The sequence below is a fragment of the Rhizobium sp. WSM1274 genome (assembly GCF_025200775.1).
GTDB lineage: Bacteria > Pseudomonadota > Alphaproteobacteria > Rhizobiales > Rhizobiaceae > Rhizobium > Rhizobium leguminosarum_I.
In genome coordinates, this window is sequence record NZ_CP104139.1 from 98708 (window position 1) to 124158 (window position 25451).

23 protein-coding genes are annotated in these 25451 nt (G+C 60.4%); 10 read left to right on the top strand and 13 right to left on the bottom strand.

Going from position 1 to position 25451, the window contains the following annotated elements; genetic code table 11:
* Positions 1 to 27 precede the first annotated feature (27 nt).
* The 9 genes from N2600_RS24710 (at position 28) to N2600_RS24750 (ending at position 6853) form a co-directional block, all read left to right on the top strand.
* Entirely contained in the window at positions 28 to 963 is a 936-nt protein-coding gene (locus N2600_RS24710; protein WP_260299173.1) for a sugar-binding transcriptional regulator, read from the top strand.
* Positions 964 to 1058: 95 nt separating this feature from the next.
* On the top strand, positions 1059 to 1835 hold the full coding sequence (locus N2600_RS24715; protein WP_260299174.1) for a DeoR/GlpR family DNA-binding transcription regulator: 777 nt from the start codon (positions 1059 to 1061) through the stop codon (positions 1833 to 1835).
* Positions 1832 to 2602 (top strand): triose-phosphate isomerase, encoded by a 771-nt coding sequence (locus N2600_RS24720; protein WP_260299175.1) that lies wholly within the window; start codon positions 1832 to 1834, stop codon positions 2600 to 2602. Before N2600_RS24715 ends, N2600_RS24720 begins: the two co-directional genes overlap by 4 nt.
* 11 nt (positions 2603 to 2613) lie before the next feature.
* Positions 2614 to 3069: a D-erythrulose-4-phosphate isomerase gene (gene derI / locus N2600_RS24725; RefSeq protein ID WP_003562478.1), complete on the top strand. Its 456-nt coding sequence runs from the start codon at positions 2614 to 2616 to the stop codon at positions 3067 to 3069.
* Positions 3070 to 3284: 215 nt separating this feature from the next.
* Positions 3285 to 4184, top strand: coding sequence for a non-homologous end joining protein Ku (ku, locus tag N2600_RS24730; RefSeq protein WP_260299475.1), 900 nt, complete (start codon positions 3285 to 3287; stop codon positions 4182 to 4184).
* A gap of 12 nt (positions 4185 to 4196) precedes the next feature.
* Positions 4197 to 5015: a non-homologous end joining protein Ku gene (ku, locus tag N2600_RS24735; protein WP_162115748.1), complete on the top strand. Its 819-nt coding sequence runs from the start codon at positions 4197 to 4199 to the stop codon at positions 5013 to 5015.
* Between the two features lie 8 nt (positions 5016 to 5023).
* On the top strand, positions 5024 to 6067 hold the full coding sequence (ligD, locus tag N2600_RS24740; protein ID WP_260299176.1) for a non-homologous end-joining DNA ligase: 1044 nt from the start codon (positions 5024 to 5026) through the stop codon (positions 6065 to 6067).
* A gap of 131 nt (positions 6068 to 6198) precedes the next feature.
* Positions 6199 to 6432 (top strand): BrnA antitoxin family protein, encoded by a 234-nt coding sequence (locus N2600_RS24745; protein ID WP_170280928.1) that lies wholly within the window; start codon positions 6199 to 6201, stop codon positions 6430 to 6432.
* A gap of 40 nt (positions 6433 to 6472) precedes the next feature.
* A complete protein-coding gene (locus tag N2600_RS24750; RefSeq protein WP_260299177.1) occupies positions 6473 to 6853 on the top strand; it encodes a hypothetical protein in 381 nt (126 codons plus the stop codon).
* 114 nt (positions 6854 to 6967) lie between these two features.
* Here N2600_RS24750 and N2600_RS24755 read toward each other — a convergent pair whose 3' ends face one another.
* The 7 genes from N2600_RS24755 to ligD (N2600_RS24785) all read right to left on the bottom strand — a co-directional run bounded on the left by N2600_RS24755 (position 6968) and on the right by ligD (N2600_RS24785) (position 16110).
* The gene (locus tag N2600_RS24755; protein ID WP_020486233.1) at positions 6968 to 7867 is read right to left on the bottom strand and encodes a carbohydrate ABC transporter permease; all 900 of its coding nucleotides are present in this window, start codon (positions 7865 to 7867) and stop codon (positions 6968 to 6970) included.
* A gap of 11 nt (positions 7868 to 7878) precedes the next feature.
* Positions 7879 to 8811 carry a carbohydrate ABC transporter permease gene (locus N2600_RS24760; protein WP_017967621.1) on the bottom strand — a complete coding sequence of 311 codons (933 nt, stop codon included), beginning with the start codon at positions 8809 to 8811 and terminating at the stop codon, positions 7879 to 7881.
* Between the two features lie 85 nt (positions 8812 to 8896).
* Positions 8897 to 10201 carry an ABC transporter substrate-binding protein gene (locus tag N2600_RS24765; RefSeq protein ID WP_260299178.1) on the bottom strand — a complete coding sequence of 435 codons (1305 nt, stop codon included), beginning with the start codon at positions 10199 to 10201 and terminating at the stop codon, positions 8897 to 8899.
* Between the two features lie 146 nt (positions 10202 to 10347).
* Positions 10348 to 11415, bottom strand: a complete 1068-nt coding sequence (locus N2600_RS24770; protein WP_260299179.1) for an ABC transporter ATP-binding protein — start codon at positions 11413 to 11415, stop codon at positions 10348 to 10350.
* Positions 11416 to 11581: 166 nt separating this feature from the next.
* A complete protein-coding gene (gene denD / locus N2600_RS24775; protein ID WP_222385937.1) occupies positions 11582 to 12568 on the bottom strand; it encodes a D-erythronate dehydrogenase in 987 nt (328 codons plus the stop codon).
* 21 nt (positions 12569 to 12589) lie between these two features.
* Positions 12590 to 13318, bottom strand: a complete 729-nt coding sequence (locus N2600_RS24780) for a FadR/GntR family transcriptional regulator (RefSeq protein ID WP_222281365.1) — start codon at positions 13316 to 13318, stop codon at positions 12590 to 12592.
* Between the two features lie 146 nt (positions 13319 to 13464).
* Positions 13465 to 16110 carry a DNA ligase D gene (gene ligD / locus N2600_RS24785; protein WP_260299180.1) on the bottom strand — a complete coding sequence of 882 codons (2646 nt, stop codon included), beginning with the start codon at positions 16108 to 16110 and terminating at the stop codon, positions 13465 to 13467.
* Between the two features lie 244 nt (positions 16111 to 16354).
* On the opposite strand from ligD (N2600_RS24785), the gene N2600_RS24790 reads away from it, so the two are divergent.
* Complete coding sequence (locus tag N2600_RS24790) at positions 16355 to 18121, top strand: SLC13 family permease (protein WP_260299476.1); 1767 nt, start codon at positions 16355 to 16357, stop codon at positions 18119 to 18121.
* A 57-nt stretch (positions 18122 to 18178) separates the two neighbouring features.
* On the opposite strand, the gene N2600_RS24795 is transcribed toward N2600_RS24790, so the two are convergent.
* From N2600_RS24795 to N2600_RS24820, 6 genes are all read right to left on the bottom strand, one after another.
* The gene (locus N2600_RS24795; RefSeq protein ID WP_170280934.1) at positions 18179 to 19240 is read right to left on the bottom strand and encodes an Ldh family oxidoreductase; all 1062 of its coding nucleotides are present in this window, start codon (positions 19238 to 19240) and stop codon (positions 18179 to 18181) included.
* 70 nt (positions 19241 to 19310) lie between these two features.
* Positions 19311 to 20831, bottom strand: a complete 1521-nt coding sequence (locus N2600_RS24800; RefSeq protein ID WP_260299181.1) for an ABC transporter substrate-binding protein — start codon at positions 20829 to 20831, stop codon at positions 19311 to 19313.
* A gap of 183 nt (positions 20832 to 21014) precedes the next feature.
* Positions 21015 to 21920: a 5-dehydro-4-deoxyglucarate dehydratase gene (locus tag N2600_RS24805; protein WP_260299182.1), complete on the bottom strand. Its 906-nt coding sequence runs from the start codon at positions 21918 to 21920 to the stop codon at positions 21015 to 21017.
* Between the two features lie 17 nt (positions 21921 to 21937).
* Positions 21938 to 23455, bottom strand: a complete 1518-nt coding sequence (locus N2600_RS24810) for an aldehyde dehydrogenase (NADP(+)) (RefSeq protein WP_260299183.1) — start codon at positions 23453 to 23455, stop codon at positions 21938 to 21940.
* Between the two features lie 66 nt (positions 23456 to 23521).
* Positions 23522 to 24232 carry a ribonuclease activity regulator RraA gene (locus N2600_RS24815; RefSeq protein ID WP_170280938.1) on the bottom strand — a complete coding sequence of 237 codons (711 nt, stop codon included), beginning with the start codon at positions 24230 to 24232 and terminating at the stop codon, positions 23522 to 23524.
* Positions 24233 to 24254: 22 nt separating this feature from the next.
* Positions 24255 to 25445, bottom strand: a complete 1191-nt coding sequence (locus tag N2600_RS24820; protein WP_260299184.1) for an L-talarate/galactarate dehydratase — start codon at positions 25443 to 25445, stop codon at positions 24255 to 24257.
* Between the last annotated feature and the right edge of the window lie 6 nt (positions 25446 to 25451).

Consider the following 25451-nt stretch of genomic DNA (forward strand, 5'->3'; position numbering starts at 1 on the left):
CCGCATGACCTTCAAAAAGGAGCCGTGATGACGGACGCCGATGATACGCTTGCCGTGCGTGCTGCCTGGCTTCACTATGCCGGTGGCCTGACGCAGTCCGACGTCGCTCGCCGCCTTGGCGTACCGTCGGTAAAGGCCCATCGCCTGATCGCCAGAGCGGTCGCCGATGGCGTCGTCAAAGTCACCATCGACGGGGATATCGTCGAATGCGTCGAGCTGGAGATGCGGCTTTCGGAACGGTTCGGACTTCAATATTGCGAGGTCGCACCCGATCTCGGCGAAGAAGGCTTGCCGCTGCGCGCACTCGGCCATGCCGGCGCCGGCTATCTCAAGCGCGAGATCGAGCGCGGCGACAACCCGGTCATCGGCCTTGGTCATGGCCGCACGCTTTCCGCTGCCGTCCAATATATGCCGAGGGTGAGCGCGAAGAACCTGCGCTTCGTCTCGTTGCTTGGCGGGCTGACACGAAACTATGGCGCCAATCCCTATGACGTGATGCATCGCATCGCCGAAAAGACCGGCGCCCATGCGTATGTCATGCCGGTTCCCTTTTTCGCCAATACCGGCGAGGACCGCGAAGTGCTGAAGGCGCAGCGTGCCGTCAAGGAGGTCTTCGATCTTGCCAATAATGCCGATCTGAAGCTCGTCGGCCTGGGAACTGTCGATGCCGAGGCGCAACTGGTTTTGTCCGGCATGGTCGAACCCGGTGAAATCGACGACATCGCTGCCGCAGGCGGCGTCGGCGAAATCCTCGGACATTTTTTCGACGCCGACGGCCATATCCTCGACACCGCGCTGACGGCGCGCACGCTCTCCGCGTCTTTCCCCAAGACCAAGAAAGAGCGGCTCGTGGCGCTGGCGGGCGGACAGTCGAAAGTGCCGGCCATCCGGGCAATTCTGAATAGCCGCCGCCTTTTCGGGCTGATCACCGACGAGCGAACCGCGCAGGCGCTGCTGAAGTAGGAAAGACAACAACAGTTGATCGCAAAATAACACAATAAGTGTTGATTATCACGCATACTCCGTTATCTTAACATCAACGAGGCTGGGAGAGCGGGATGAGGCGAGAAGAGCGACAGCAGTTGATCGTCAACCTGCTCGTCGAAAACAAGACCGTCGATCTCGACGACCTTGCCGATCGCTTCACCGTGTCAAAGATGACGATCCATCGCGATCTCGATGATCTCGAGCAGGCGGGTGTCCTGCGCAAGGTTCGCGGCGGCGCGACCATCGACGCCGGAACGCAGTTCGAAAGCGACTTCCGCATTCGCGAGCGCCAGGGCAGCGAGGCCAAGCTGGCTATGGCCGAGACCGCGCTGGAACTGGTCGAGCCGGGGATGACGGTGATGGTAAATGACGGCTCGATGGCGGCCGTGCTCGGGGAAATGCTGCTGCAGAAACGGCCTCTGACGTTAATCACCAACAATGCGGCGATCATGGAGCGGCTGAAAGGCCAAACCGGCATCACGCTGATCGCGCTTGGTGGCATCTATTCGGCGAAATTCAACGCCTATCTCGGCGTCGTCACCGAGGAGGCACTGTCGCGGCTGAGGGCCGACATCGCCTTCATTTCGACGCCGGCCGTCAGCGGTGGGCGCGCCTATCACATGGACGATAATGTCGTGCGCGCCAAGCGGGCTATGATCGCGTCGTCGACCAGGACCTGCCTTCTCGTCAATCACCAGCGCATCGGCCACACCGCCCTGCATGTCATGGCGGATCTGGCTGACTTCGACGCCGTTATCACCGACAGCGCACCCGATGCTGCTGTCCTGGAGGAATTCGAGCAGGCGGGCATTACGCTCACCATCGCATCAACGCAGGATCCGACATGACCGAAAAGCCGCGCTTCTGGATTGGCACCAGTTGGAAGATGAACAAGACGCTTGCTGAAGCCGAGCATTTCGCCCGCGGTCTCGAAGCTGCCGATGCCGCACGCGATCCGCGTATCCAGCGCTTCGTCATTCCGTCTTTCACGGCCGTGCGCGAGATCAAGGCGATGCTTGCCAAGACCTCGGTGAAGGTCGGCGCGCAGAACATGCATTGGGCCGACCAGGGCGCCTGGACCGGCGAAGTCTCGCCCGTAATGCTGAAGGACTGCAATCTCGATCTCGTCGAACTCGGCCATTCCGAGCGGCGCGAACATTTTGGAGAGACCGACGAGACAGTGGGGCTGAAGACCGAAGCAGCGGTTCGCCACGGTCTCATTCCGCTGATCTGCATTGGCGAGACGCTTTCCGACCGCGAAAGCGGAAAGGCCGCCGACATCCTCGCGACCCAGGTGCGCGGCGCGCTTTCGAAACTTTCTGGCGACCAGAAAGGCGCCGAAATCCTGCTGGCCTACGAGCCGGTCTGGGCGATTGGCGAGAAGGGCATCCCGGCGACTGCGGATTATGCGGATGCCCGCCAGTCTGAAATCATCGCCGTTGCCGAAGCTGTGCTAGGCCGGAAGATCCCCTGCCTTTATGGCGGGTCGGTCAACCCGCAGAACTGCGAAGAATTGATCTCGAGCCCGCATATCGACGGGCTCTTCATCGGCCGTTCGGCCTGGAATGTCGAAGGCTACCTCGACATTCTGGCCAAATGCGCCGCCAAACTCTGAGGAGAAGGAAAATGAAGCTTGCCATTGCAGGAGACAGCGCCGGCGAAGGCCTCGCCAAGGTTCTGGCCGACCATCTGAAGGACCGCTTTGACGTCTACGAGGTCTCGCGCACCAGCGCCGGTGCCGATCCTTTCTACGCCAACCTCTCGGATCGCGTCGCCTCAGGCGTCATCGACGGCACCTACGACAAGGCGATCCTCGTTTGCGGCACCGGCATCGGCGTCTGCATCTCGGCCAACAAGGTTCCTGGCATCCGCGCCGCCCTGACGCACGACACCTATTCCGCCGAGCGTGCAGCACTTTCGAACAATGCGCAGATCATCACCATGGGAGCCCGCGTCATCGGAACGGAGCTTGCAAAGTCTATCGCTGATGCGTTTCTTGCCCAGACCTTCGACGAGAACGGCCGTTCTGCCGGTAACGTCAAGGCCATGGATGATCTCGACGCGAAGTACAGCGCCCGTTGAGCAATGCTGGCGGTGAAGCCGGATTATCCTGGCGGTTGCCGCCTCGTTCAAACGCACGTCGCGACAAAAAGAGTCATCGAAACAATAACATCTCCAGACTCGGAATACGGGAGATCTCCACGTGTTAAGTCATTGAATTTAGATTCGTTTCGACTCGGAACAATTTGCCACGTGATTCAGTTGAATCGCGTTGGTTGTGTGAGGGAGTCGCGCAGATGGTTGCCCCGCGGGCGAATTGGAAAGGTTACATCAAGTTTGGAGAAGTCGCGTTTCCTGTCGCGCTCTACACTGCGGCATCCTCCTCCGAACGGATCGCCTTCAACACCCTGAACCGAAAGACCGGCAATCGGGTTCGGCGTGAGTTCGTCGACAGCCAAACCGGCGATCCCGTCGAGCGCGAGGATCAGGTCAAAGGTTTCGAGATCGAGGACGGGCGATATGTCGTGCTTGAACCCGACGAAGTCGCGTCCGCGATTCCGAACAGCGACAAGACACTTACGGTCGAGGCGTTCATTCCCTGCGATGAAGTCGACGATGTCTATTTCGACAAGCCCTATTACCTTGCTCCCGACAAGTTAGGCGGCGACGCCTACAAGCTGCTGCGCGACGGCATGAAAAAGGCCAGGGTTGCTGCAATTGCTCGCACGGTGTTGTTCCGGCGTCTGCGCACCGTTCTCATTCGGCCGCACGGCAACGGCTTGGTCGGCTCCACCTTGAACTATGACTATGAAGTCCGCTCGTCGCAAAAGGCTTTCGAGGAAATGCCGGACCTGAAGATCCAAGGTGAGATGCTGGAGCTCGCCAAACACATCATCAACACGAAAAAAGGCCAATTTGATCCCAAGCAGTTCGACGACCGCTATGAGGCCGCGGTGGCAGAGCTGGTGAAAGCTAAGATTGAGGGCCGGACGCTGCCGAAGAAGAAGACGCCCCCGGCATCCAAGCCCAGCGACCTGCTTCATGCGCTGCGTGAAAGTGCCGGAATGTCCGCGCCCGCCAAGAGCAAGCGCACTGCAGCTAACGCCAATGCCGGAAAAGGTCGCCAGAAATCAGCGCGTGCGACATCGGCGAAGTCGCGTGGCACCGGCGCCGCTCAACACCGCCGCGCCAGCTGATTGGAGGATGCCATGGCCCTTCGTCCCCACTGGAAAGGCTACCTCAAGCTCTCGCTCGTCACCTGCCCAGTGCAGATGATGCCGGCGACGTCGGAAAATGAGAAGGTCCGCTTCCACACTTTGAACAGAGAGACGCAGAACCGCGTCGTCAGCCATTATGTCGATTCCGTCACCGGCAAGGAGGTGAAGGACGAGGACGAGGTGAAGGGCTATCAACGCGGCGAGAACGAGTATGTCATTCTGGAAGACGAGGAACTCGAAAACGTTGCACTCGACAGTACCAAGACGATCGACATCGAAGTTTTCGCACCGCGCGACGGCGTCGACTGGATCTGGCTCGATACGCCCTACTATCTTTCTCCGGACGATCCGGTCGGCCAGGAGGCATTTTCGGTCATCCGCGACGCCATGGCCGCCGAGAATATGGTCGGCATATCAAGACTTGTAATCTCAAGGCGGGAACGCGCCGTCATGCTGGAGCCACGCGGCAAGGGCATCGTACTTTGGACGCTGCGTTATGGGGATGAGGTGCGCGATGCCGAGATCTATTTCGAGAAAGTCGATGACCAGCCTGCCGACAGCGAAATGATGCCGCTTGTCCAGCAGCTGATCAAAAAGCAGACGCAGCACTGGAGCCCGAAGATGGTTTCCGATCCGGTTCAGGACAAGCTCCTCGATATCATCGACGCGAAGAAGAAGCAGATGAAAAAGCCGAGCAGGACAACGTCCAAGTCCAAGGAAAAGCAAGAGCCGGCACCAAGCAATGTCATCAACATCATGGATGCCCTGCGCAAGTCGGTCGAAGCGGAAAACCGCCCCGGAAGGCGCTAGGCCTGATCATGACGCGCCCGCGCCGCCCAATTCTGCCCTTGCTCGACGAATCTCACCCAACGCTGCAGTCTCGTCCGATCCGCAAGCGCGATCCCGACCAGCCCAGTCTGCCCTTCGATCCAATGCCGTCGCGCATCGAGCCTTGCCTCGCACTGCTGAAGCCGACCGTGCCCGTGGGGCCGGATTGGCTCTATGAGGTGAAGTTGGATGGCTATCGATTGGCAGTCCATATTGAGCCGAAGGGCGTGCGGGTCATCACCCGCGGCGGACATGACTGGACCCATCGCTTCCCCACCATTGCCGCCGCGGCAAAGGAGCTTGGGGTAACGACCGCCATTCTCGACGGCGAGGCCGTTGTACTCGATGATCTTGGCCGATCGGATTTTGGCGCCCTGCAACGTTCGCTCGGCGGGCGGGGCGGTAAGCGGGTGTCGACAGAGTCGATCCTCGTTGCCTTCGACCTTCTCTATCTCGATGGACACGATCTGACAGCCACCGAGCTTGACGTACGCCGGCACCTGCTTGAAGACCTGATACCAAACGGTGACGATCAGACGATCCGCATCTCCGAGGAGATAGATCTGCCGGCCGAAGAGCTCCTTGAGCACGCCTGCCATCGTGATCTGGAAGGCATCATTGCCAAGCACCGCGATCGGCCCTATCGCAGTGGCCGCACCGGCGACTGGCTGAAAATCAAGTGCGTCCAGAGCGAGAGCTTCATGATCGTCGGTTATGAGCAGTCAGCATCCGGCCGCGGCGGCATCGGCAGCCTGCTGCTCGCCGGCAGACGAGGTTTCGACTGGATTTACGTTGGCTCCGTCGGAACCGGTTTCAATGCCCGGGATGCTAATTACCTGAAAAAGACACTGGACCGGTTGAAAACGAGCCGGCCTGCCATTCCCCTGAAGGGCAAGCGTCTCGTCCTCGTGCAGCCGACGCTAATCGCCGAGATCGAGTTTCGCGGCTGGACCGATGACGGCAATCTCCGCCATGCGTCCTACAAGGGGCTACGCGAGGTTCAGGACAACGCGGCTGTCTTCGATATGGCCTAGAACAGGATGATTTAAGCCGAGTCGGCGTAAATCTGAATCACCCCTGGAAACAAGCTAAATAGTCGACGAAGCAGCCGAGATCCCTTATGCCGCTCATATGTCGATCCGACAGGCAACAGAAAGTCATTACCATGGCAAACCCGCCTCGCCGATCTGTCAATCCAATCGATGCTGCAGAAGCATTATTCAAACCCGCGAAGAAGAAGGCGGAACAAGCTGTTGAGCGGCCAGCACTGCCGAATGTCAAGGAGCTTGTTTCGCTCAAGATCGACAGTGATGTGCTTGCCTTTTTCCAGGAAAATGGCGCTGGCTGGCAGGATCGTATCAACGATATATTGCGCGCTGCGATGAAGAACGGCCTCTAACCCTGTTGCACCATCTTGTCCGCTACGGGTGGCCGCTGTGATGCCGAATGCACTGCACCGGCTCCTCCGCAGCAGCGTCGTACATGTTCTCTTCGCCTTTTTGGCAATGGGCAGCTGGGCGGTTTTCGCCAACCGCGCGCACGCCATGCCATTGCCACTCTATGCCGGCCTTGTGCAGGGTACGATATCCGCCTGCCTGACGCTTTTCCTGAAATCCGTTATCGACTGGCTTTCAAAGCGCTTCGTCGGATCCATGCGATTTTGGGCGCCGCCTCTCATTGCCTGTATCGGCTCTGCCAGCATTCTCGTGGCAATCCATGCGGCGAGCGGTACGCCGGAAATACTCAAGACCATCGCATTTCCGCTGCTCGTATCGACGAGCTACGCGGCGATTTACAATTATTCGATCTCGGCAAGATGAGGTTTCGATAGATACATGATGGGAAGGCCCCTGATCCCATTTTGCGGACACTCCTCCTGCACACGGTCAAGCCGTCGCAACTGCTGCACCAGCAGCGGCGCGTCCGCGGAAGACTCACTCCTTCACCGCCCCGGTCATCGATGAGACGTAGTAGTCCACGAAGAACGAGTAGAGGATGACCACCGGGAGCGAGCCGAACAGTGCGCCCGCCATCAGCGATCCCCATTCGAAGACGTCGCCGCGCACCAGTTCCGTTAGCACGCCGACCGGGATGGTTTTGTTTTCCGAAGACTGAATGAAAGTCAGCGCGTAGATGAATTCATTCCAGGACAGCGTGAAAGCGAAGATCCCGGCGGAAATCAGCCCGGGTACAGCGAGCGGCAGGATGATCTTGGTGAGAATCTGCCATCTGTTGGCGCCGTCCACCAGAGCGCTTTCCTCCAGCTCGAAGGGGATCGAGCGGAAATAGCCCATCAGCAGCCAGGTGCAGAAGGGAATGAGGAAAGTGGGATATGTGAAGATTAGCGCCAAACGCGAATCGTAAATCCCAAGCTTGAAGACAATGAAGGCAAGCGGGATGAAGAGGATCGACGGCGGCACGAGATAGGCAAGGAAGATCACCAGGCCGACCGAACGCGAGCCGGTGAAGCGGACGCGCTCGATGGCATAGGCGCCGAAGACTGAGGCCACCAGTGAGAGAAAGGTGGAGCAGACCGCAACCAGCATCGTGTTCCACAGCCAGCCCGGATAGGAAGTCTCGAGGAACAGGTATTTGATGTGCTCGAGTGTCGGTCTCACCACCCAGAAGGGGCTGTAGTTGCTATAGTCGGTCAGCTGGTCGTTCGGTTTCACCGCGGTGATCGCCATCCAATAGAACGGGAAGAGCAGCACGAAGACGAAGACGGCCATCGGCAGGTAGAGCATCACGATCCGCCGCGGCAGGCGGTTCAGATAGCTCATTCCTTCGGCATTGTCGGTCACGACCTGATCGGCGGCATTTGAATTTATCGACATCGTTGTTCTCCCTAATCCTGGCCGCCCTGTTGCCATTTGCGCCGCTGCAGGCCGAAGAAGCTGAACATGATCGCGCCGAGCAGGAAGGGCACCATGGCGACCGCGATGGCCGCACCCTCGCCGAGCTGGCCGCCGGGGATGCCGCGCTGGAAGGATAGCGTCGCCATCAAATGCGTCGCATTGACGGGTCCGCCCTTCGTCAGCACGTAGATGAGCTGGAAATCCGTAAAGGTGAAGAGCACCGAGAAGGTCATGACCACGGCGATGATCGGCGTCAGCATCGGCAGCGTCACATAGCGGAAACGCTGCCAGCTCGTGGCGCCGTCGAGCGAGGCGGCCTCCTGCAGCGATGCCGGAATCGTCTGCAAGCCCGCAAGCAGCGAAATCGCCACGAAGGGAATGCCGCGCCAGACATTAGCGACGATGACGGATATGCGCGCGTTTATCGGGTCGCCGAGGAAGTTGATCGGTCCGCTGATCAGCCCCAGCTGCATCAGCGACCAGGAGATGATCGAAAACTGGGAATCGTAGATCCACCAGAAGGCCAGCGCCGAAAGCACCGTCGGCACCACCCAGGGAAGCAGCACGATAGCCCGGAAGAAGGACTTGAACGGCAGGTGCTGATTGAGCAGCATTGCCAGCCAGAGGCCGAGCGCGAATTTCAGCACTGAGGCGACGGAGGTATAAAGAATGGTGTTGAAGACCGACAGCCAGAAGACGCTGTCGTCCATCAGGAACTGGTAGTTCTCCAGCCCGATGAAGATGCCGTCGCGGCCGATCCTCGTATCGGTGAAGCCGAGCCAGACACCGAGCCCCAGCGGATAGGTGAGAAAGCAGACGAGGAAGACGGCCGCCGGCAGCATGAACAGGAAGCCGAGCACATTGTTGTTCTGCAGGAGCGAAGAGATCGGCCCGCGTCTATCCTCCGAATTCGCCATCGACATTGCCTATCTCCCAGATTGCACTTGAACTCCCAGAGGATTTCGCGGCATGCCGAAGGCCGGCATGCCGCTTGCTTTAAAGCGCGGCTCAGACGCGATAGTAGCGGTTTGCCCGCCGTTCAGCTTCCTTCATCGCATCTTCGGGCGACATCTGGCCGGTGACGGCGGCCGCATACATGTCGACCAGGACGTAGTCGGCCATGGTCGCTGCCGAGGCATAGCCGAGGGGTCCGGCATAGCCGTTCGGACGCAGCTTTTCCGAGGCGCGCGCGTAAGGCGCATGGACTGGATCGGATGTCCAGATCGGGTTGTTGGCGAAAGCCTTGAGCGGCTGGCAGCAATAGGCGCTGGAACCCTGGATCCAGGCATTCATCTGGTCGGCTTCCATCATGAACTTGATGTAGGCCTTCGCCGCTTCCGGATATTTGGTGTGCTTGAAGAGAAGCAGCGAGCTCGTCTGGAAAAGCTCGGCGCTCTGACCGACCGGACCGATCGGGAAATTCGTCGTGCGGATGTCCTTGGCGATCTCGGCAAGTTTTGGGTCGTTCTTGGCGGTGTAATAGACCGAGACGCCGTTGGCGATCAGCGACACCTGGCCTGCGAGGAAGGCGCGGTTGTTGTTGACGTCCTGCCAGCTTTCCGTGCCCGGAATGAAGGTGGCATAGAGCTCTTTGGCGTAGTTGATCGAAGCCAGCGTTTCCGGGCTGTTGATCGTTACCTTGCTACCCTCGTCGACCATCTTGCCGCCATGGCTCCAGAGCAGCCAATGGGCGTAGTTGTTGCCGTCGCCGACGGCCTTTCCGTGTGGGAAGCCGGCCGGGGTGCCCTTGGCTTTCATCGCCTTGCAAAGCTCGAGGAAGCCCGCCGTATCCTTCGGGAATTCGCTGAAGCCGGCCGCCTTCACGTGAGTGTCGCGATAGACCACCGCATTGCCGATTGCCGTCAGCGGCATGGCGATGAACGTGTCGCCGCGCGCGGCATAGCCTTTCAGGCCATCATACCAGCCGCCATACTTGTTGCCGAGATAGTTGGCGAGCTCGGTCAGGTCGACCAGCTTGTCGGGATACTGGTGAGCGTCGTCGAACCAGCACATGATCAGGTCCGGGCCGGAGCCGACATTGGCCGCGACGGCCGCCTTTGGGCGGATATCTTCCCAGCTTTCCTTGTCGATGCGTACCTCGACGCCAGTCGCTTCTGTGAACTTCTTGGTGTTTGCAATCCAGGCCTCCTCGTCGCCTTTGACGAAAGGTGTCCAGCGCAGTAGGCGCAGGCTCGCGCCGCTTTCCGGTGTATAGGTCGGTTCAGTCTGCGCGAAGGTTGGCCGTACGCCGAGGCCGGCGGCGCCGGCAACGGCAGCCGAGGCGGCAAGAAAGTCACGTCTCTTAATCCTCATGGTATTCCTCCTCTTCAAAAAGCGGGTGCGAACTCTCCGGCATTCACCTCCCGCTTGGTGAACGACGGTCCTTGCATCCCTGAAACGGGGTGCTGCCGGCCTGCGGGCGACGGGGCTCCTCCGCCCCGCGCCACCGCCGGACGGCGTCAGTCGGTCAATCTCCGGCCGCTCTCGGCATCGAAGAGATGAACATGAGCGGCGTCGATCGCAACGCGCAGGGTTTCGCCCGGCCGCTCGCTGACGCGCTCGCGGAAGACACAGCTGAGGTCGCTGCCGCCGAGCCTGAGGATAAGATGCGTCTCGTAGCCGGTCGGCTCGATCACCACGATCTCACCCGGCAGGCCATTGGCGTCGAGCAGAATGTATTCCGGGCGAAGCCCGTAAACGAGGTCGCGACCCAAGGCGTCGACAGGCGGGTTGGAAACCGGGAGCGCCGTGCCGTCCGGCGCCTTGAAACGTGTCGGGTTTTCGGGGTCGAGCCTGCCCTTGATCATGTTCATCGCCGGCGAACCGATGAAACCGCCAACGAAGAGATTGGCCGGCTTGTCGTAAAGGTCGAGCGGCGTGCCGATCTGCTCGACGACGCCGTCATGCATGACGACGATTTTATCGGCCATGGTCATCGCCTCGATCTGGTCATGGGTGACGTAGACCGTCGTCGTTTTCAGCCGCTGGTGCAGTTCCTTGATTTCGGCGCGCATGGCGACGCGCAGCTTCGCATCGAGGTTGGAGAGCGGTTCGTCGAACAGGAAGACTTCCGGATCGCGGACGATCGCTCGCCCCATGGCGACACGCTGGCGCTGGCCGCCGGAAAGCTGGCGCGGATAACGGTCGAGCAATTTATCGAGACCGAGGATGCCTGCGGCGTATTTCACCCGCTTCTCGGCTTCCGCCTTCGGCGCCTTGTTCAGCATCAGCGAGAAACCCATGTTCTGCTCCACCGTCATATGCGGATAGAGCGCATAGTTCTGGAACACCATGGCGATGTCACGGTCCTTGGGCGGCAGCGTGTTGACCACGCGCCCGCCGATCTTGATCTCACCGCCGGAAATATTCTCAAGTCCCGCCAGCATCCGCAGAAGAGTGGATTTTCCACAACCCGACGGGCCAACCAGGATCACGAACTCCCCGTCGGCAATGTCGATATCCACGCCTTTGATCACCGGAAATGATCCGAATGATTTCCGCACATCCGCGAATTGAACGCCTGCCATACCCACTCCTCCCAGAAATTGAGCGCTACATGCTATGTATTCGTATTTTCGTATATCTTGCCGACGGCCTTATCTTCTCAAGTCCTTCTGCCGCCAAACACCCGTATATGCGGGTGTGCCCGGGCGATACTCTCCTCCTATAGGGCGGTTTCAGCCCCGCTCAATCTCATCCGGACGCACCCGGAGCGTCTTCGGCGAGGTAAACCTCGATCAGCTCGTCAACCGTGTTTTCGGCGACGAAACCCAGTTGCAGCGCGCGTTCGGGCGTAAAGGACTTCGGCCATCCGGCGACGATCCCTTCAATGACCTCGTCGCGTCGGTGGTCGATCAGATCCGCCGCCTCGGGACCGGCAGCACGGCTTAAGGCGGCAATCTGGTCGGCAACAGTGGCGGCGACGCCCGGCATGGTAAGCGTGCGCCGGACACCCAGCGCCGCCGTGTCGAGCGTGGCAGCATGGATCAGGAACTTGATGGCGGACCGCGGGCTTGCCAGCCAGTGCTTGACCGTTTCCTCGACCGGAAGAACAGCCCGCTGGCCTGCAAGCGGTTCACGCAGGATTCCGGAAAAGAAGCCCGATGCGGCGGCGTTTGGCGCACCGGGGCGTATTACGATCGTCGGCAACCGAATTCCGACGCCGTCGATAAAGCCGCGCCGCGAATAGTCGGCAAGCAGAAGCTCGGAAATCGCCTTCTGGACTCCGTAACTGGTGAGAGGTGCGAGCACGTAATCGTCCGGAATGGGATCGGGAAACGGCGAGCCATAGACCGCGATCGACGAGGAGAATACGAACCGGGGAACATAGGCCTGGCGGCTTCCTTCCCGGCGGATCGCCTCCAACAGCGATCGCGTGCCATCGAGATTGACCCGGTAGCCGAGTTCGAAATTGCGCTCGGCTTCGCCGGAAACGATCGCGGCGAGATGGAAGATCACGTCGGCACGACGGGCCGCCAGGGCTTCCGCTGCGCCGCTTTCGGAAATATCGGCAGCCAGAGCTTCCACCGGCGCAACGACACCCGTGGGTATCGGTGGAGGCGCGATATCAGCGAGCGTCATGCGCGTGATTGTGTCGCCGCCGAGGGAACCACTGCGCCCCAGCGTGGCGGCGAGCTTCCGGCCGATCATTCCTCCCGCCCCGACAATGAGAATATGCATCGTGTTTCGCCTCCCTGCCAACTACGAGAAGAGTAACTTGGTCGTCATATAAATACGGGTTTCGTGGATCGCGAAGGCCGCGGATGCTGCGTCGGGATCGCGCGTCTCCAAGCCGGCGAGGATCATCCGGTGGTCGGCGATGCTCGCGGCGATAGTCCCCGGCTGCGATACCACGCGCTTTCGCTGGCCCAGGAGATAGGAATAAAGGTCGGCGGCCACGTCAGCCAGCACCGCGTTGCCGCTGGAACGGTAGATGGCCGTGTGAAATTCGCGGTCGCAAATCAAAAAACGGACAGGGTCGTCACACGCGGCCTCCTGCGCTGCGATCGAATTGCGAAGATAATCGAGAGTTGAAGGCTCGATCTTGACGGCTGCGGCCCTTGCTACTCGCGCTTCGATAAGAAGCCGCGCCTCATGAACATCATCGAGATTGTAGGCTGCAATGTCGCGATACCGCGCCGCTTGAACAGCCAGTTCGCCGACGTCCACGGATGCCACCACGGTTCGCATCCCATGCGCGACGGAGAGGATGCCGTGGGTGGAAAGGATGAGGATCGCGCCACGCACGGTCTCGCGGCTGACCGAGAGCGCTGAAGCCAGCTCACGCTCGCTTGGTAGGGGATCGCCTACCTTGAGAATACCCGTTGCAATGAATGTTGTGATCTTCTGAACGACGAAGTCTTTCATCGAGGTCTTCGGCGCCCCGCCAAGCGTGGCAACGTCGTCTTCGAGCATCGCTCGAACATCCATTGCTTTCCCCTCCTCGCCCATAGCTCTACTGGTCCGGTTAGTGGACCAGTAGAGCCGAGCTGTTGAAGGTTGTCAACGCTTCACGTTCGCAACCCAGTCAAACCGTTATCCGTGGCACCTTGTGAAGTGCAACATCAGCAGCAACTTCAAGCCGCTTTGACGATTCTGCCGAGACGCTTGATCGCCTGTTCCAGCGGACGCTTGCCATCGCAGTAATCTTCCCAGGCAGAGGATTTCGACAGCAGCGCCGGAACTGTGCGGATGGTGAAGCGCTTGGGGTCCAGATCCCATTTGACCTGGGTCCAAGTCAATGGCATCGAGACGGTGCCACCGGGGCGGGCGCGCGGTGACAGAGGCGCCACCGCGGTCGCCATCCGGTCGTTGCGCAGATAGTCGAGGAAGATCCGGCCGTTCCTCAGGCTCTTCGTCATTTTGATCAGATAGAGCTCGGGATTGTCGCGCGCCATCTGCTGGCACACATCATGGGCGAAACCCTTCGCTTCGGCCCAGGAAAGCGGCTTGCGCTTGTTGACGGCAAGCGGAGTGACGACGTGAAGACCCTTGCCGCCGGTCGTCTTGCAAAAACTGATCAGGCCCAGCGCGTCGAGACGGTCCCGCATTTCACGGGCTGCCGAAACGACCGCGGAGAAGGGCACGTCCGGACCTGGGTCGAGGTCGAAGACGAGCCGACCCGGTACCTCGGGTTGATGCGGTTCGCAATTCCAGGGATGCAGCTCGACGGCGCCAATCTGCGCGACAGCAGCCAAGCCTTCGACCCGGTCGATTTGGAGATAGGGCTTCTTATCGCCGAAGACCTTGACCAGTTCTAGAAGGTTCGAGGTGCCGGGCATCGCATGGCGCTGGAAAAACTGCTCGCCGCCGATCCCGTCGGGCGTACGGATGATTGAACACGGCCGTCCTTTGATGTGCTCGATCAGCCAGGGGCCGACGGCTTCGTAGTAGCGGGCCAGTTCCTCCTTGGTCACGGGTTTGCCGTCATTGGCATCCGGCCATAGCGGCTTGTCCGGGTTGGAGATCAGCACCCCCATGACCTCGGCCTTGGCGCCTTTTTTTCGGGAGGGTCTGGCCTTCGCCTCCACGGCTGGCTGCGGCGCGTCAGTTTGCGCGGGCTTTGCCGGCCGTTCGGCCCTGACCTCTTTGGCCGGCTTGTCTTCCCGCAATCCTTTGAAGGCCGCCTGCCGGACAATGCCGTCGGCGGTCCAGCCCGCGAATTCGATTTCCGCCACGAGCTCTGGTTTCACCCAGGTGACCTCAGCCTCCTTCTTCGGCGCGCCGATGCCGGTGAACGGCGATTTCGCCGTCTCGAGCGCCTTCAACTTCGGCAGCAGCGTTTCGACCTTCTTTGAGCCATATCCCGTGCCGACGCGGCCGACATAGACGAAGTGGTCGCCACGATAGACGCCGACCAGCAGGGATCGGAATTTCCCGTTGGTCTTGGCGTAGGCGCCGATTACCACCTCATGGCCGGCGCGGCATTTCGACTTCGCCCAGCTTTGGGTACGGCCGGATTGATAGGGTGCATCCCCTTGTTTGGAGATGATGCCTTCCAGCGAGAGCTTGCAGGCAGACCGGAGAACTGCATCGCCGCCAGTCTCGAAATGCTCGACGAAACGGATGCGCGGATCGCTGCCGGCGTCGGACAGAAGGCTTTGAAGCCGCGCCTTGCGCTCGACGAGCGGCAGAGATCGCAAATCCTCGCCTCCCTCATAGAGAAGATCGAAGGCGAAATAGACGAGTTCGCTTGTCTTGCCTTCCGAAAGGGCGGCCTGCAGTGCGGCGAAGTCGGGAGCGCCATGATCGTCGAGGGCGCAGATCTCGCCGTCGATGATCGCATCGGGCAGTGTCGATGCCGCCGCGGCGATCTCGGGGTATTTGGCTGTCCAGTCGAGCCCTTTCCTGGTCTTCAGCGTCACCTCACCATCCAGCACTCGCATCTGGATCCGGTAGCCGTCGAACTTGATCTCGTGAATCCAGCCGGTGCCTGCCGGAGGGCGCTCCAGGGTCTGGCAGAGCTGCGGCGCGATGAAATCCGGCAGATCGACCTGTGTCACCGTCTTGGAGTCTCCTCCAGTTCGGGCATCCTCTTTTCTTTCTTCGGCGGCAAGTCCCTGATTGCTGTCCCAGACCGCATCGGCCTGAACATCGCCACCCTCGACCATGAAAGGCTTGGGCTTGCGGCCTTTGCCGGCCGCAATCATCTCCATGGTACGGCCGGATGCGACCGATGTCTGGTTTTCTTCGAGGATAGTCGCGCCGTTCTCGTCGACAGAAAACTCGTCGTGGTGTTTGATCAGCAGCCAGTTGGTGCGCTTGCCACGATCGCGATCATTGCGCATCCGCACTAGCACGAAGCTGCCGTGCAGGCGTTTGCCTTCCAGCGTAAACTTGAAATCGCCTTTTGCCAGCGCCTGCTCTGGGCTCTTCTTTCCTTCCGGTTCCCAATAGCCCCGATCCCACAGCATCACCGTGCCGCCGCCGTACTGGCCTTTCGGAATGGTGCCTTCGAAATCACCATAGTCCAGTGGGTGATCCTCCACCTCAACCGCCAGCCGCTTGTCGTGCGGGTCGAGGGAGGGCCCTTTCGTGACAGCCCAGGACTTGAAGACGCCGTCCAGCTCGAGCCTCAGATCGTAATGCAGTCGGGTGGCGTCGTGTTTCTGGATGACGAAGCGACGGCGATTACTGCGCGAGAGACGTTTTTCACCGCTCGGTTCGGCGGTTTTTTCAAAGTCACGTTTCGATCGATAGGTCGATAGTTTGTCGCTGACCATGGTCGTTCCCCAAAGCACCCGACAGCGAAATGCCGGCCGGCGGCTGGAAGTTCCATCACAGCGTTCGTTCAGCCAACTATCGGGCGATGATGCCGTAGATACAGGCGTCGGCATCGGGCGCATCTATCGCCTCACTCCGCCGATAAAGTCAGAAGATAGAGAGGCGGATCCAAGAGAAAAAATTTTCCGTCTTTCGCATCATTATCTCGCTTCAAGCGTTGATTGCTACCACCAGGATGCAACCATGCGCGCGGATCAATGGCTATCTCTTCTCATCATTGCGCTGATGATGGGCGCCTTCCTATGGGGTCGTTATCGATACGATATCGTCGCCGTCACCGCACTTCTCTCCGCCATCGCCGCGGGGGTGGTCCCGACCAAAAATGCGTTCACCGGCTTTGCCGATGATATTGTTATCATCGTCGGCAGTGCGCTCATCGTCAGTGCGGCAATATCCAGGTCGGGGATCATGGACGTCGCCTTGCGCAGATTTTCTCCCGAACGACGTGGGCCACGCATGCAACTGATCATTTTGGTGGCTATTGTCGCAGCACTATCATCCTTCATCAAAAACATCGGTGCGCTGACGATCATGATCCCCGTCGCTGTGCAGATAGCCCGAAAGTCAAACGTATCGCCGTCCATGTTCTTGATGCCGATGTCTTTCGCCTCGCTACTTGGAGGGCTGATCACGCAGATCGGCACATCGCCGAACATTATCGTGTCCAGGGTACGAGAAGAGATCACGGGGCAGCCATTCACGATGTTTGATTATACACCCGTCGGTCTGGCGCTCGCCGTCGCGGGAGTTGCTTTTCTGGCGCTCTTCTACAGGTTGCTGCCTGAAAGATCGCGTGTAGAAACGTCGATGGACGAGGCGGTAGCGATCAAAAACTATACCACCGAAGCCAAGGTCGCTCCGCCGTCCGGCGCGATCGGGCAGTCGATCAGTTGGCTGCAGAAACCTGCTGGCGGCGATGCGATGGTCACCGCCATTATCGGCGGCGGTGGCCAAAAGCGGACGCCCCTTCCCGACACCGTCCTTAAGGAGGGCGACCTTCTCATTATCGAGGGGGAGCAGAGCGCGCTCGACAAGATCGTCAGCGAAGCCAAACTTCAACTCTCCGATCGTAAGCATGAGCCTGAGATGCGCAGCGACATCGGTTCCGTTGAAGCGATTGTCGGCGAACATTCCCGCCTTATCGGCGTCAGCGCAAAAGACATCTCTCTCTTCGACAATACCGGTCTCAACCTTCTTGCCGTCAGTCGCCGCGACAAACGATTCACCGAGCGTCTGGGGGAGATCAAGATCCGCAACGGCGACGTTTTGGTCTTGCAGGGCGATCTGCAGAGATTGCCGGATCTGTTGCGAGAATCGGGATGCCTGCCGCTCATCGAACGAAATTTGAAACTCGGCAGCGCCCGGAATGGCCTGGTCCCCATCATTATCCTCGTGGCAACGATGGCGGCCACGGCCTTTGGCGGGATCCCCGTTGCCACGGCGTTTTTCGCCGCCGCCTTTCTGATGGTGGTAACCCGATCCATTCCTTTGCGTGACGTTTATCAGCATCTCGATGCGCCCATTCTGATTATGCTGGCCGCTCTCATTCCGATCAGCGACTCGCTCAGGACCACGGGAACCACCGACATCATCGCGGATCTCCTCACGCGAGCTGCCGAAATGCTGCCGCCCTTCGGTGCTTTGGCTCTCATCCTGGTTGCGGCCATGGCCGTAACCCCGTTTTTGAACAACGCAGCGACGGTGCTGGTCATGGCGCCGATCGCAGCGACCTTTGCCGAGAAGCTGGGCTTTAGCCCCGATGCTTTTCTGATGGCGGTGGCAATTGGAGCCGGCTGTGACTTTCTCACGCCCATCGGACACCAGTGCAACACACTCGTGATGGCACCGGGCGGATATCGATTCGGTGACTACGCCCGACTGGGTCTGCCGCTCTCGCTCATAGTGGTGATCGTCAGTGTGCCGATCCTGTTGTTGGTCTGGCCGATCTGATTGTACCTGACGCCGGCCGGTGCGCGGACCGATAGAAGTTTCGAAGCGATGATCTTGTCACGCGGCGACGTCGGGAATAGGCAAGCCCAGGATCTCGGCATGTTTACAAAGCTTCTGCCAAGCTGCATCGCCAACCGGCACGCCCTCCTCCAACGCCGAGCGGCGCCTTCGTGCCGCGTTATCGCCCGGCATGCGAACCGCGCCATTGTTCCACGGCGCCGGAGGATTGCTGCGGCATGCATCGGCGAGAAAATCGGACTGGGCCGTAAAGGCATCCAGCCCGGCAAAAAAAGCGGGATCGATGACCTGAAGGAAGGCGCTTTGCGAAAACACACCGGGCGGCGCGTTCGCCCGTCCCTTGCCGGAAAGCCCCTGCCCCAGCAATTCGACGATCAGCCCGAGCCCAAAACCCTTGTGCCCCTTCAACTGGCCGCCGAGAGGCATCATCGTCCCGCCCCGTTCGGTCACCTCGCGTGGATCATCGGTCGGCTCGCCTGCGGCCGTGAAAGCCCAGGCCTCCGGAAATTTCTTGCCGGCCTTCGCCATGTTTTGCGTCATGGTCGTGGTGGTGATCGAGGCAGAGACGTCGATCAGGATCGGATCCTTGGACGTCGGGAAGCCGGCCGCCATCGGGTTGGGCGTCAGAAGCGGCTTTGTACCGCCATAGGGCGCGACTCTGCTAGCTGCGGGATGCGAGACCGACAGCTGTATGATCAGACCGCGGTCGGTGACCTGCCGCATGAAGGCTGAAAGAGCGCAGGTATGGTGGCAGTTACGGATCGCGGCAGTGACGACGCCATGATCGCCGACCCGTTCGCAGGCCTGCTCGATCGCCTTGGTCAGCAGCCATGCGCCCGGCAGGGATTTGCCGTCCCAAACAAAGGCTGCGCCGCGGTCGTTGACGACGTCATAGCTGCCGGACTTCGCAAGGGAACCGTCCTCCAACGCTTCGACATACCAGTTCAGAAGGCTGACGCCATGGGTTTCGTGGCCGATCATGTCGCCTTCCACCAGGACTGCGGCAGTCGTTTCGGCCTTGTCGGTCTCCATGCCCGCATGCGTTAAAATCTGCTCGGCGAATTGGGTCAGGACAATGCGGTCAATCAGGGGCATAGGCATTCCTCCCTCGCGTCATGGAAAGCACGGGCCGCTATTTGCGGCGGCCCGTGCTTAAGCGCGGCATACCGCCTTACTTAAAGCGGATCTGTGACAGCTGCAGTTCGGAATTCGTCGCGATCGTCGGCTTGAAGTCGAGACGCGGCGAGACGCGGGTGAAACCAACCATGTGAAACATCGGGATGTCTGCGATGATTTCGGTGTTCACCTTGGCGAACAGCTCCTTCCAGAGTTTTGTGCGCTCGTCGCCGGTGGCAGACGTCGCCTTGGCGATCAGCGCGTCGACGGCGGGATCCCGAACCATGGAGTGCGAGCCGTCGGTGGCGTATTTCACGAATGCGGTGAAGACGGGATCGCCGGTCGCATTATCGTGCTGCGACTGGGTCAGCGTCGGACCGGAATCGGCGACAAAGGGTGCAACGAAGTAGCCGTTCCACACGGAAACGTCATACATGTCGAGCTTTACGTTCAAGCCGACCTCCTGAAGCATGGCCATGATCGCTTCCATCGCTTCGGTGGCGTTGGGATATTGCCCGTTGCGACCGATGATGCGGATTTCGCGATCGACCGGAACGCCGTCAGCTTTCGCCGCCGCGACCAGTTCCTTTGCTTTTTCGGGATCATAGGGCCAGGCAGGGATATCGGCATTATAGCCGATCGTGGTGGGCACGACGAGCTGTGTTGCGATCTTCGCCTGTTCGGGGAACAGCGTTCCGAGCATTGCCTGACGATCGATGGCGAGGTTCATCGCTTCGCGGATGCGCCGATCATTAAGCGGGGCTGCACGCGTATCGATGCGCAGCGATGTCGTTTCGGAATTGGGATAGGCGAAATCGGTTTGCTTGTTGGTGGCATCCTGTACGGATACGGCCGGAACGATATCGGCTTCGCCAGCATCGACCATGGCGGCAGCAACGGCGCTGTCGGAGCGGAACAGATAGGTCGCCTGTTCGACCTGAGGTTTCTCCCCCCAATATTCCGGATTGCGTTTCAGCGCGATTGACTGGCCGATTTCCCATTTGTCGAACGTATAAGGGCCAGTGCCAATCGGCTTGCGAGTGAATTCGTCTGCTGGTGTCGCCTCGGCCGATTCCACAGCCATCACCGTCATCAGAAGCGGAAGAATCGGCTGCGCCGGCTTTGTCGTAATCTGGATCGTGTTGGCATCCGGCGTCTCGAAGCTGAACTCCGTGCCGCCGAAATATTTGCCGCCGGTCTCACAGCTGAGCTTCTTGTTCTTGTTGCGCTCGATGGTGAACTGAACATCTTTGGCGGTGAACGGCTTGCCATCGTGCCATTTGACATTCGGGCGCAGCTTGAACTCCCAGGTGTCGTCGTCGATCTTCGACCATTCCGTCGCCAGGCGGGGTTTGAGGCCGCCATTGACGTAGTCGAATTCCACCAGCATCTCGTTGACGTTTTCAGAAATGACCCGGCCGACGTCCTGGCGGGCAGCCATGCAGGGCTCGACGACATCGACGGTTTCGGCAAGTACAACAGTGACGTTGCTCTTGGCATCCTGCGCCTGCGCCGAGCCGAAACTCAGCGCGAGCACCGTTGTTGAAAAGCAGGCAGCTAACAAATGCAGTTTCATTTCGTTCTCCTCCCATGCGCCTTTGGCGCTCCTCACAGTAGATCTGCGTTCTGTTTTCGGTGCTCCGGAGTCCATCTCCTCACTAGCTTGGAAAGGCACAAGTACACTAATATACTAATTGCATGCAGCCTTCAACTCCGGCGCTCCGAATGCGAAGCCTTAGACCGGCTGGGGCGCGAAATTTTACCCGGCCGACGCAATCAGCTCGCGCATCATCTCGACTTCCTCGTCGGTGAGATCCGTCAGCGGCGCCCGCACCGGACCGGCATCAAACCCGCGCAAACTCACGCCTGCCTTGACCGCAGAAACAGCATAACCTGCCTTGCGATCGCGGATCCGGGCAAAGGGATAGTAGAAATCGCGCAGCATCTGCTCACAGGCCGCGTCGTCACCGGCAAGGAATGCCTTGTGGAATCTCAGTGCCGTTTCAGGCACGAAATTGAAGACCGCCGAGGAATAGGTCGGCATGCCGGCTCCGCGATAGGCTTGAGCAAACAGTTCGTGTGTCGGCATGCCGCCGATATAGGAAAGGCGGTCTCCCAGCGCGATCGTGACACGGCGCACCGTATCGATGTCACCGGTTCCATCCTTGAAGCCGATCAGATTCGGGCATTCGTCGGCAAGCTGAGCAAGCTGCTCGGCCGACACCCGCGCTTGGCCACGATTATAAACGATGACGCCCATGTTGGTGGCCTTGCAAACGGCCCGTACACGCGCGGCAATGCCATCTGCCGGCGCCTCGGTCAGGTAATGCGGCAGCAGAAGAATGCCGTCGCCGCCAGCCGCCTCGATCTCGCGCGCCATGTCGCAGGCAATCCGCGTGCCGTAGCCGCATCCGGCAATAACGGGCGCATCGCCAGACACGGCGCGGGCGGCCTTTACCACCTCAACCACCTCACCCGGCGTCAGCGAAAACAGCTCGCCGGTGCCGCCGGCAACGATCAGGCCGGCAACGGGATAGGATGACAGCCATTCCAGATGCGCTGAAAATGGCTTTGCGGCAAACCGGTCTTCGGCATCAAAAGGCGTGACAGGGAAGGACAGCAGGCCATTGCGAATGATCTCGCGAAGTTCAGTCGGGGAAATCAATTTGGCACTCCTCGATGTCAGTTGCGCAGGTCTTGCGGCAGCAGGTCGGCGGGGAAATTCTGGTAGGCGACGGGGCGCAGAAACCTGCGGATCGACATGGTCCCGACGCTGGTCGCGCCGAAGTTGGTCGAGGCCGGGTAGGGTCCGCCATGCACCATGGAATCGACAACCTCGACACCGGTTGGGAAGCCGTTGACCAGCACTCTGCCCGCCTTCCGTTCGAGGATTGGCAGCAGGTCGCGGGCAAGGCCCAGATCGGCATCGTCCATATGGATCGTCGCAGTCAGCTGTCCCTGAAAGCTTTCGGCAAGGGTGAGCAACTTTTCAGGCGAGCCGACGCGCACCACGAGGCCGAGAGGCCCGAACACCTCTTCGCTGAGCGAGTGATCGGCAAGCCAGGCCGAGCCGCTGGTTTCGAACAGGTTCGGCGTTGCGTCGCGGCCGGCGTTCTGTGCCGCGAGAACCGGCGCGACGGCATTGCTTGTCCGCAGGCGCTCCACACCTTCGTGATAGGCCGTCGCGATGCCTTTGGTCAGCATCGTCTGCGGCGCCACTTTTTCAAGAGCCGCCTTGGCGGCACTGGTGAATTTGTCCGCCTCCGGCCCGTCGACGACCACGGCGATGCCGGGTTTGGTGCAGAACTGGCCAGCACCAAGCGTCAGGGAACCGGCCCAGCCTGAACCGATTGCCTCCGCCCGGGTAGCGGTAGCGGCCGGCAGCAGGAACATCGGATTAACGCTGCCGAGTTCCCCGAAAAAGGGGATCGGCTCAGGACGCTGGGCGCAAAGGTCAAAGAGCGCCCTTCCGCCGGCAAGCGAGCCGGTAAAGCCAACGGCTTTGATGGCCGCATGCGTCACCAGCGCCGTTCCGACATCGCGGCGGCCGCCCTGGATGAGGCTGAAGACGGCGGCCGGCATTCCAGTGCGCTCAACAGCGGCTGCAATCGCCTCGGCAATGATCTCACCCGTGCCGGGATGGGCTGAATGTCCCTTCACTACGACCGGGCAACCGGCGGCAAGTGCTGCTGCCGTATCACCGCCGGCCGTCGAGAATGCCAGCGGAAAATTCGAAGCGCCGAAGACGGCGACGGGGCCGATCGGCCGCTGCACCAGACGGATCTCGGGCCGCGGCGCCGGTTGCCGGTTCGGTTGCGCCGCATCGATGCGAGCGTCGAGGTGCGCGCCCTTGCGGATATGGTCGGCAAACAGTCTGAGTTGGCCGGTGGTACGGGCACGTTCGCCGTTGAGCCGGCCCTCCGGAAGCCCGGTTTCCTGCGTTCCGATGAGGGTGACGGCCTCGCCGCACTGGTCGATTTCCTCGGCGATTGCCTCAAGGAAAATGGCGCGCTCCGCGCGTGTCGTTGCCGAAAATGCTGCAAAAGCAGCTTCGGCAGCGCGGCAGGCGCGGTCGACCAGTTCCGTTGTGCCGACCGCAAAATCATGTGCCTGCCCATGCGCCGGCTCGGACCGAAATGTCGTCGTTCCGGCAATCCACTCGCCGGCGATGAAGTGCCTGCCTGAAGGGGTCCAGCTCATTGTTCTTCTCCTCGACGGAGCCTCGCTCCGTCCTGATGCGTGAAGTATTGTCGAAGGTGCGCCGCTTTAGCGGCCGTTCACCTTCCGCCATTCGGCAAAGAGCGTCAGATTGCTTTCGTCGGTGGCCGGGTAAAGGCCAATGATCGTGTGACCCTGCTTGACCCGTTCCGTGACGAAATCCTCGTAAGCGGTCATCTCCACCGCTTCATCGGCGATCTCGTCGGCGATTTCCGCAGGGATGACGATCACGCTATCGTCGTCGCCGACGATGATGTCGCCCGGGAAAACCGCCACATCGCCACAGCCTATCGGCACATTGATGTCGATCGCCTCGTGCAGCGTCAGGTTCGTCGGGCTGGAGGGACGGTTGTGATAGGCGGGGATATCAAGGCCACCGATCGTCATGGCGTCCCGGAAGCCGCCGTCGGTGACGACGCCGGCTCCGCCGCGCATCATCAGGCGGGTAATCAGGATGTCGCCGGCAGACGCTGCGCGCGGATCCTTGCGGCTGTCCATCACCAGAACAGCGCCTTCCGGGCAAGTCTCGATCGCAAGCCGTTGCGGATGTTTCGGGTTCCGAAAGACGTTCATCGCGTTGCGGTCCTCGCGCGCCGGCATGTAACGCAGCGTAAAGGCCGGTCCGACCATATTCCAGCCCTTGGGCTGGATCGGTCGAACATCCTGGATCGTCTGGTTTCTCAGGCCGCGCTTGAAGAGCGCCGAACAGAGCGTTGCGACAGAGACACCCATCAGTTTTTCACGGGTTGCGGGCTTCATATTTTCTCCTCCTCGTTCTCATTCAGGCGCCGAAGCTGCGCGTTTCCACGGTCCAGTCACGGGCTTTGCCGGTCAGGCTGCAACCGAGCCCCGGCCGGGCCGGCACGATCATCCGGCCGTCCTTGATCTCGAGTTGTTCGTTAAACAGTGGCGCCAGCCAATCGAAATGCTCGACCCATGGCTCATGCGCATAGGCGGCCGCCAGGTGCAGATGGATTTCCATGGCGAAGTGCGGCGCCAGACGCATGCGCTTCGCCTCGGCATGCGTGCAGATGCGCAGAAAAGGGGTGATGCCGCCGACGCGCGGCGCATCCGGCTGGATGAAGTCGACCGCATCGGCCCGGATCAGCGCCATGTGCTCGTCGGCGCTTGCCAGCATTTCGCCGGTGGCGATCGGCGTGGCGAGTTCCCGCGCCAGCGCCGCATGGCCTTCGGCGTCATAGGCATCGAGCGGCTCTTCGATCCATTCGAGATTGAGCGGCTCGACCAGCCGGCCGAAGCGCAAGGCCGTCGTGCGGTCCCATTGCTGGTTTGCATCGACCATCAGCGGAACACGGCCATCAATATGGCTCGTCACCGCATCAAGCCTGCGAAGGTCGATCATCGGGTCCGGCTGTCCGACCTTGATCTTGATGCCGCCGATACCCGAGGCGATCGAGTGGTCGATGGCATCGCGGATTTCCTCGACGCTCGATGACAGGAAGCCGCCGGAGGTGTTGTAGCAGGCGACACTGTCGCGATGGGCACCAAGCAGTTTTGCAAGCGGCAAGCCGGCGCGTTTCGCCTTCAGGTCCCAGAGGCAGATGTCGATGGCGGCGATTGCCTGCGTCGCGATGCCGGAGCGGCCGACCGATGCTCCCGCCCAGCAGAGCTTGTCCCAGATGCGCGTGGTATCGTTGGGATCTTCGCCGATCAGGTTGTCGGCAAGCTCGCAGGCATGGGCATAAAGGGCAGGTCCGCCAGCCCGCTTCGAATAACTGAAACCAAGCCCACTATGGCCGGCCTCGGAGACGATCTCGCAAAACAGAAAGGCCACCTGGGTCAGCGGCTTCTGGCGGCCCGTCAAAACCTTGGCATCGCTGATCGGCCGCGCCAACGGCAGGTAGACGAGCGACAGGGCGACCGATCGGATAGCGTCCAACTTAGACGGGCCGGCAGCGAAGCCAGCCTTGGGCGGCTGTTCCGGGATCGAGCGTCGATTGGGATCAAACATCGTCGT

What these genes read in the sequence shown, in the direction of transcription:
- N2600_RS24710 (WP_260299173.1), top strand. Translation starts at nt 28, where the DNA reads ATGACGGACGCCGATGATACGCTTGCCGTGCGTGCTGCCTGGCTTCAC.
- N2600_RS24715 (WP_260299174.1), top strand. Translation starts at nt 1,059, where the DNA reads ATGAGGCGAGAAGAGCGACAGCAGTTGATCGTCAACCTGCTCGTCGAA.
- N2600_RS24720 (WP_260299175.1), top strand. Translation starts at nt 1,832, where the DNA reads ATGACCGAAAAGCCGCGCTTCTGGATTGGCACCAGTTGGAAGATGAAC.
- derI (WP_003562478.1), top strand. Translation starts at nt 2,614, where the DNA reads ATGAAGCTTGCCATTGCAGGAGACAGCGCCGGCGAAGGCCTCGCCAAG.
- ku (WP_260299475.1), top strand. Translation starts at nt 3,285, where the DNA reads ATGGTTGCCCCGCGGGCGAATTGGAAAGGTTACATCAAGTTTGGAGAA.
- ku (WP_162115748.1), top strand. Translation starts at nt 4,197, where the DNA reads ATGGCCCTTCGTCCCCACTGGAAAGGCTACCTCAAGCTCTCGCTCGTC.
- ligD (WP_260299176.1), top strand. Translation starts at nt 5,024, where the DNA reads ATGACGCGCCCGCGCCGCCCAATTCTGCCCTTGCTCGACGAATCTCAC.
- N2600_RS24745 (WP_170280928.1), top strand. Translation starts at nt 6,199, where the DNA reads ATGGCAAACCCGCCTCGCCGATCTGTCAATCCAATCGATGCTGCAGAA.
- N2600_RS24750 (WP_260299177.1), top strand. Translation starts at nt 6,473, where the DNA reads ATGCCGAATGCACTGCACCGGCTCCTCCGCAGCAGCGTCGTACATGTT.
- N2600_RS24755 (WP_020486233.1), bottom strand. Translation starts at nt 7,867, where the DNA reads ATGTCGATAAATTCAAATGCCGCCGATCAGGTCGTGACCGACAATGCC.
- N2600_RS24760 (WP_017967621.1), bottom strand. Translation starts at nt 8,811, where the DNA reads ATGTCGATGGCGAATTCGGAGGATAGACGCGGGCCGATCTCTTCGCTC.
- N2600_RS24765 (WP_260299178.1), bottom strand. Translation starts at nt 10,201, where the DNA reads ATGAGGATTAAGAGACGTGACTTTCTTGCCGCCTCGGCTGCCGTTGCC.
- N2600_RS24770 (WP_260299179.1), bottom strand. Translation starts at nt 11,415, where the DNA reads ATGGCAGGCGTTCAATTCGCGGATGTGCGGAAATCATTCGGATCATTT.
- denD (WP_222385937.1), bottom strand. Translation starts at nt 12,568, where the DNA reads ATGCATATTCTCATTGTCGGGGCGGGAGGAATGATCGGCCGGAAGCTC.
- N2600_RS24780 (WP_222281365.1), bottom strand. Translation starts at nt 13,318, where the DNA reads ATGGATGTTCGAGCGATGCTCGAAGACGACGTTGCCACGCTTGGCGGG.
- ligD (WP_260299180.1), bottom strand. Translation starts at nt 16,110, where the DNA reads ATGGTCAGCGACAAACTATCGACCTATCGATCGAAACGTGACTTTGAA.
- N2600_RS24790 (WP_260299476.1), top strand. Translation starts at nt 16,355, where the DNA reads ATGCGCGCGGATCAATGGCTATCTCTTCTCATCATTGCGCTGATGATG.
- N2600_RS24795 (WP_170280934.1), bottom strand. Translation starts at nt 19,240, where the DNA reads ATGCCTATGCCCCTGATTGACCGCATTGTCCTGACCCAATTCGCCGAG.
- N2600_RS24800 (WP_260299181.1), bottom strand. Translation starts at nt 20,831, where the DNA reads ATGAAACTGCATTTGTTAGCTGCCTGCTTTTCAACAACGGTGCTCGCG.
- N2600_RS24810 (WP_260299183.1), bottom strand. Translation starts at nt 23,455, where the DNA reads ATGAGCTGGACCCCTTCAGGCAGGCACTTCATCGCCGGCGAGTGGATT.
- N2600_RS24815 (WP_170280938.1), bottom strand. Translation starts at nt 24,232, where the DNA reads ATGAAGCCCGCAACCCGTGAAAAACTGATGGGTGTCTCTGTCGCAACG.
- N2600_RS24820 (WP_260299184.1), bottom strand. Translation starts at nt 25,445, where the DNA reads ATGTTTGATCCCAATCGACGCTCGATCCCGGAACAGCCGCCCAAGGCT.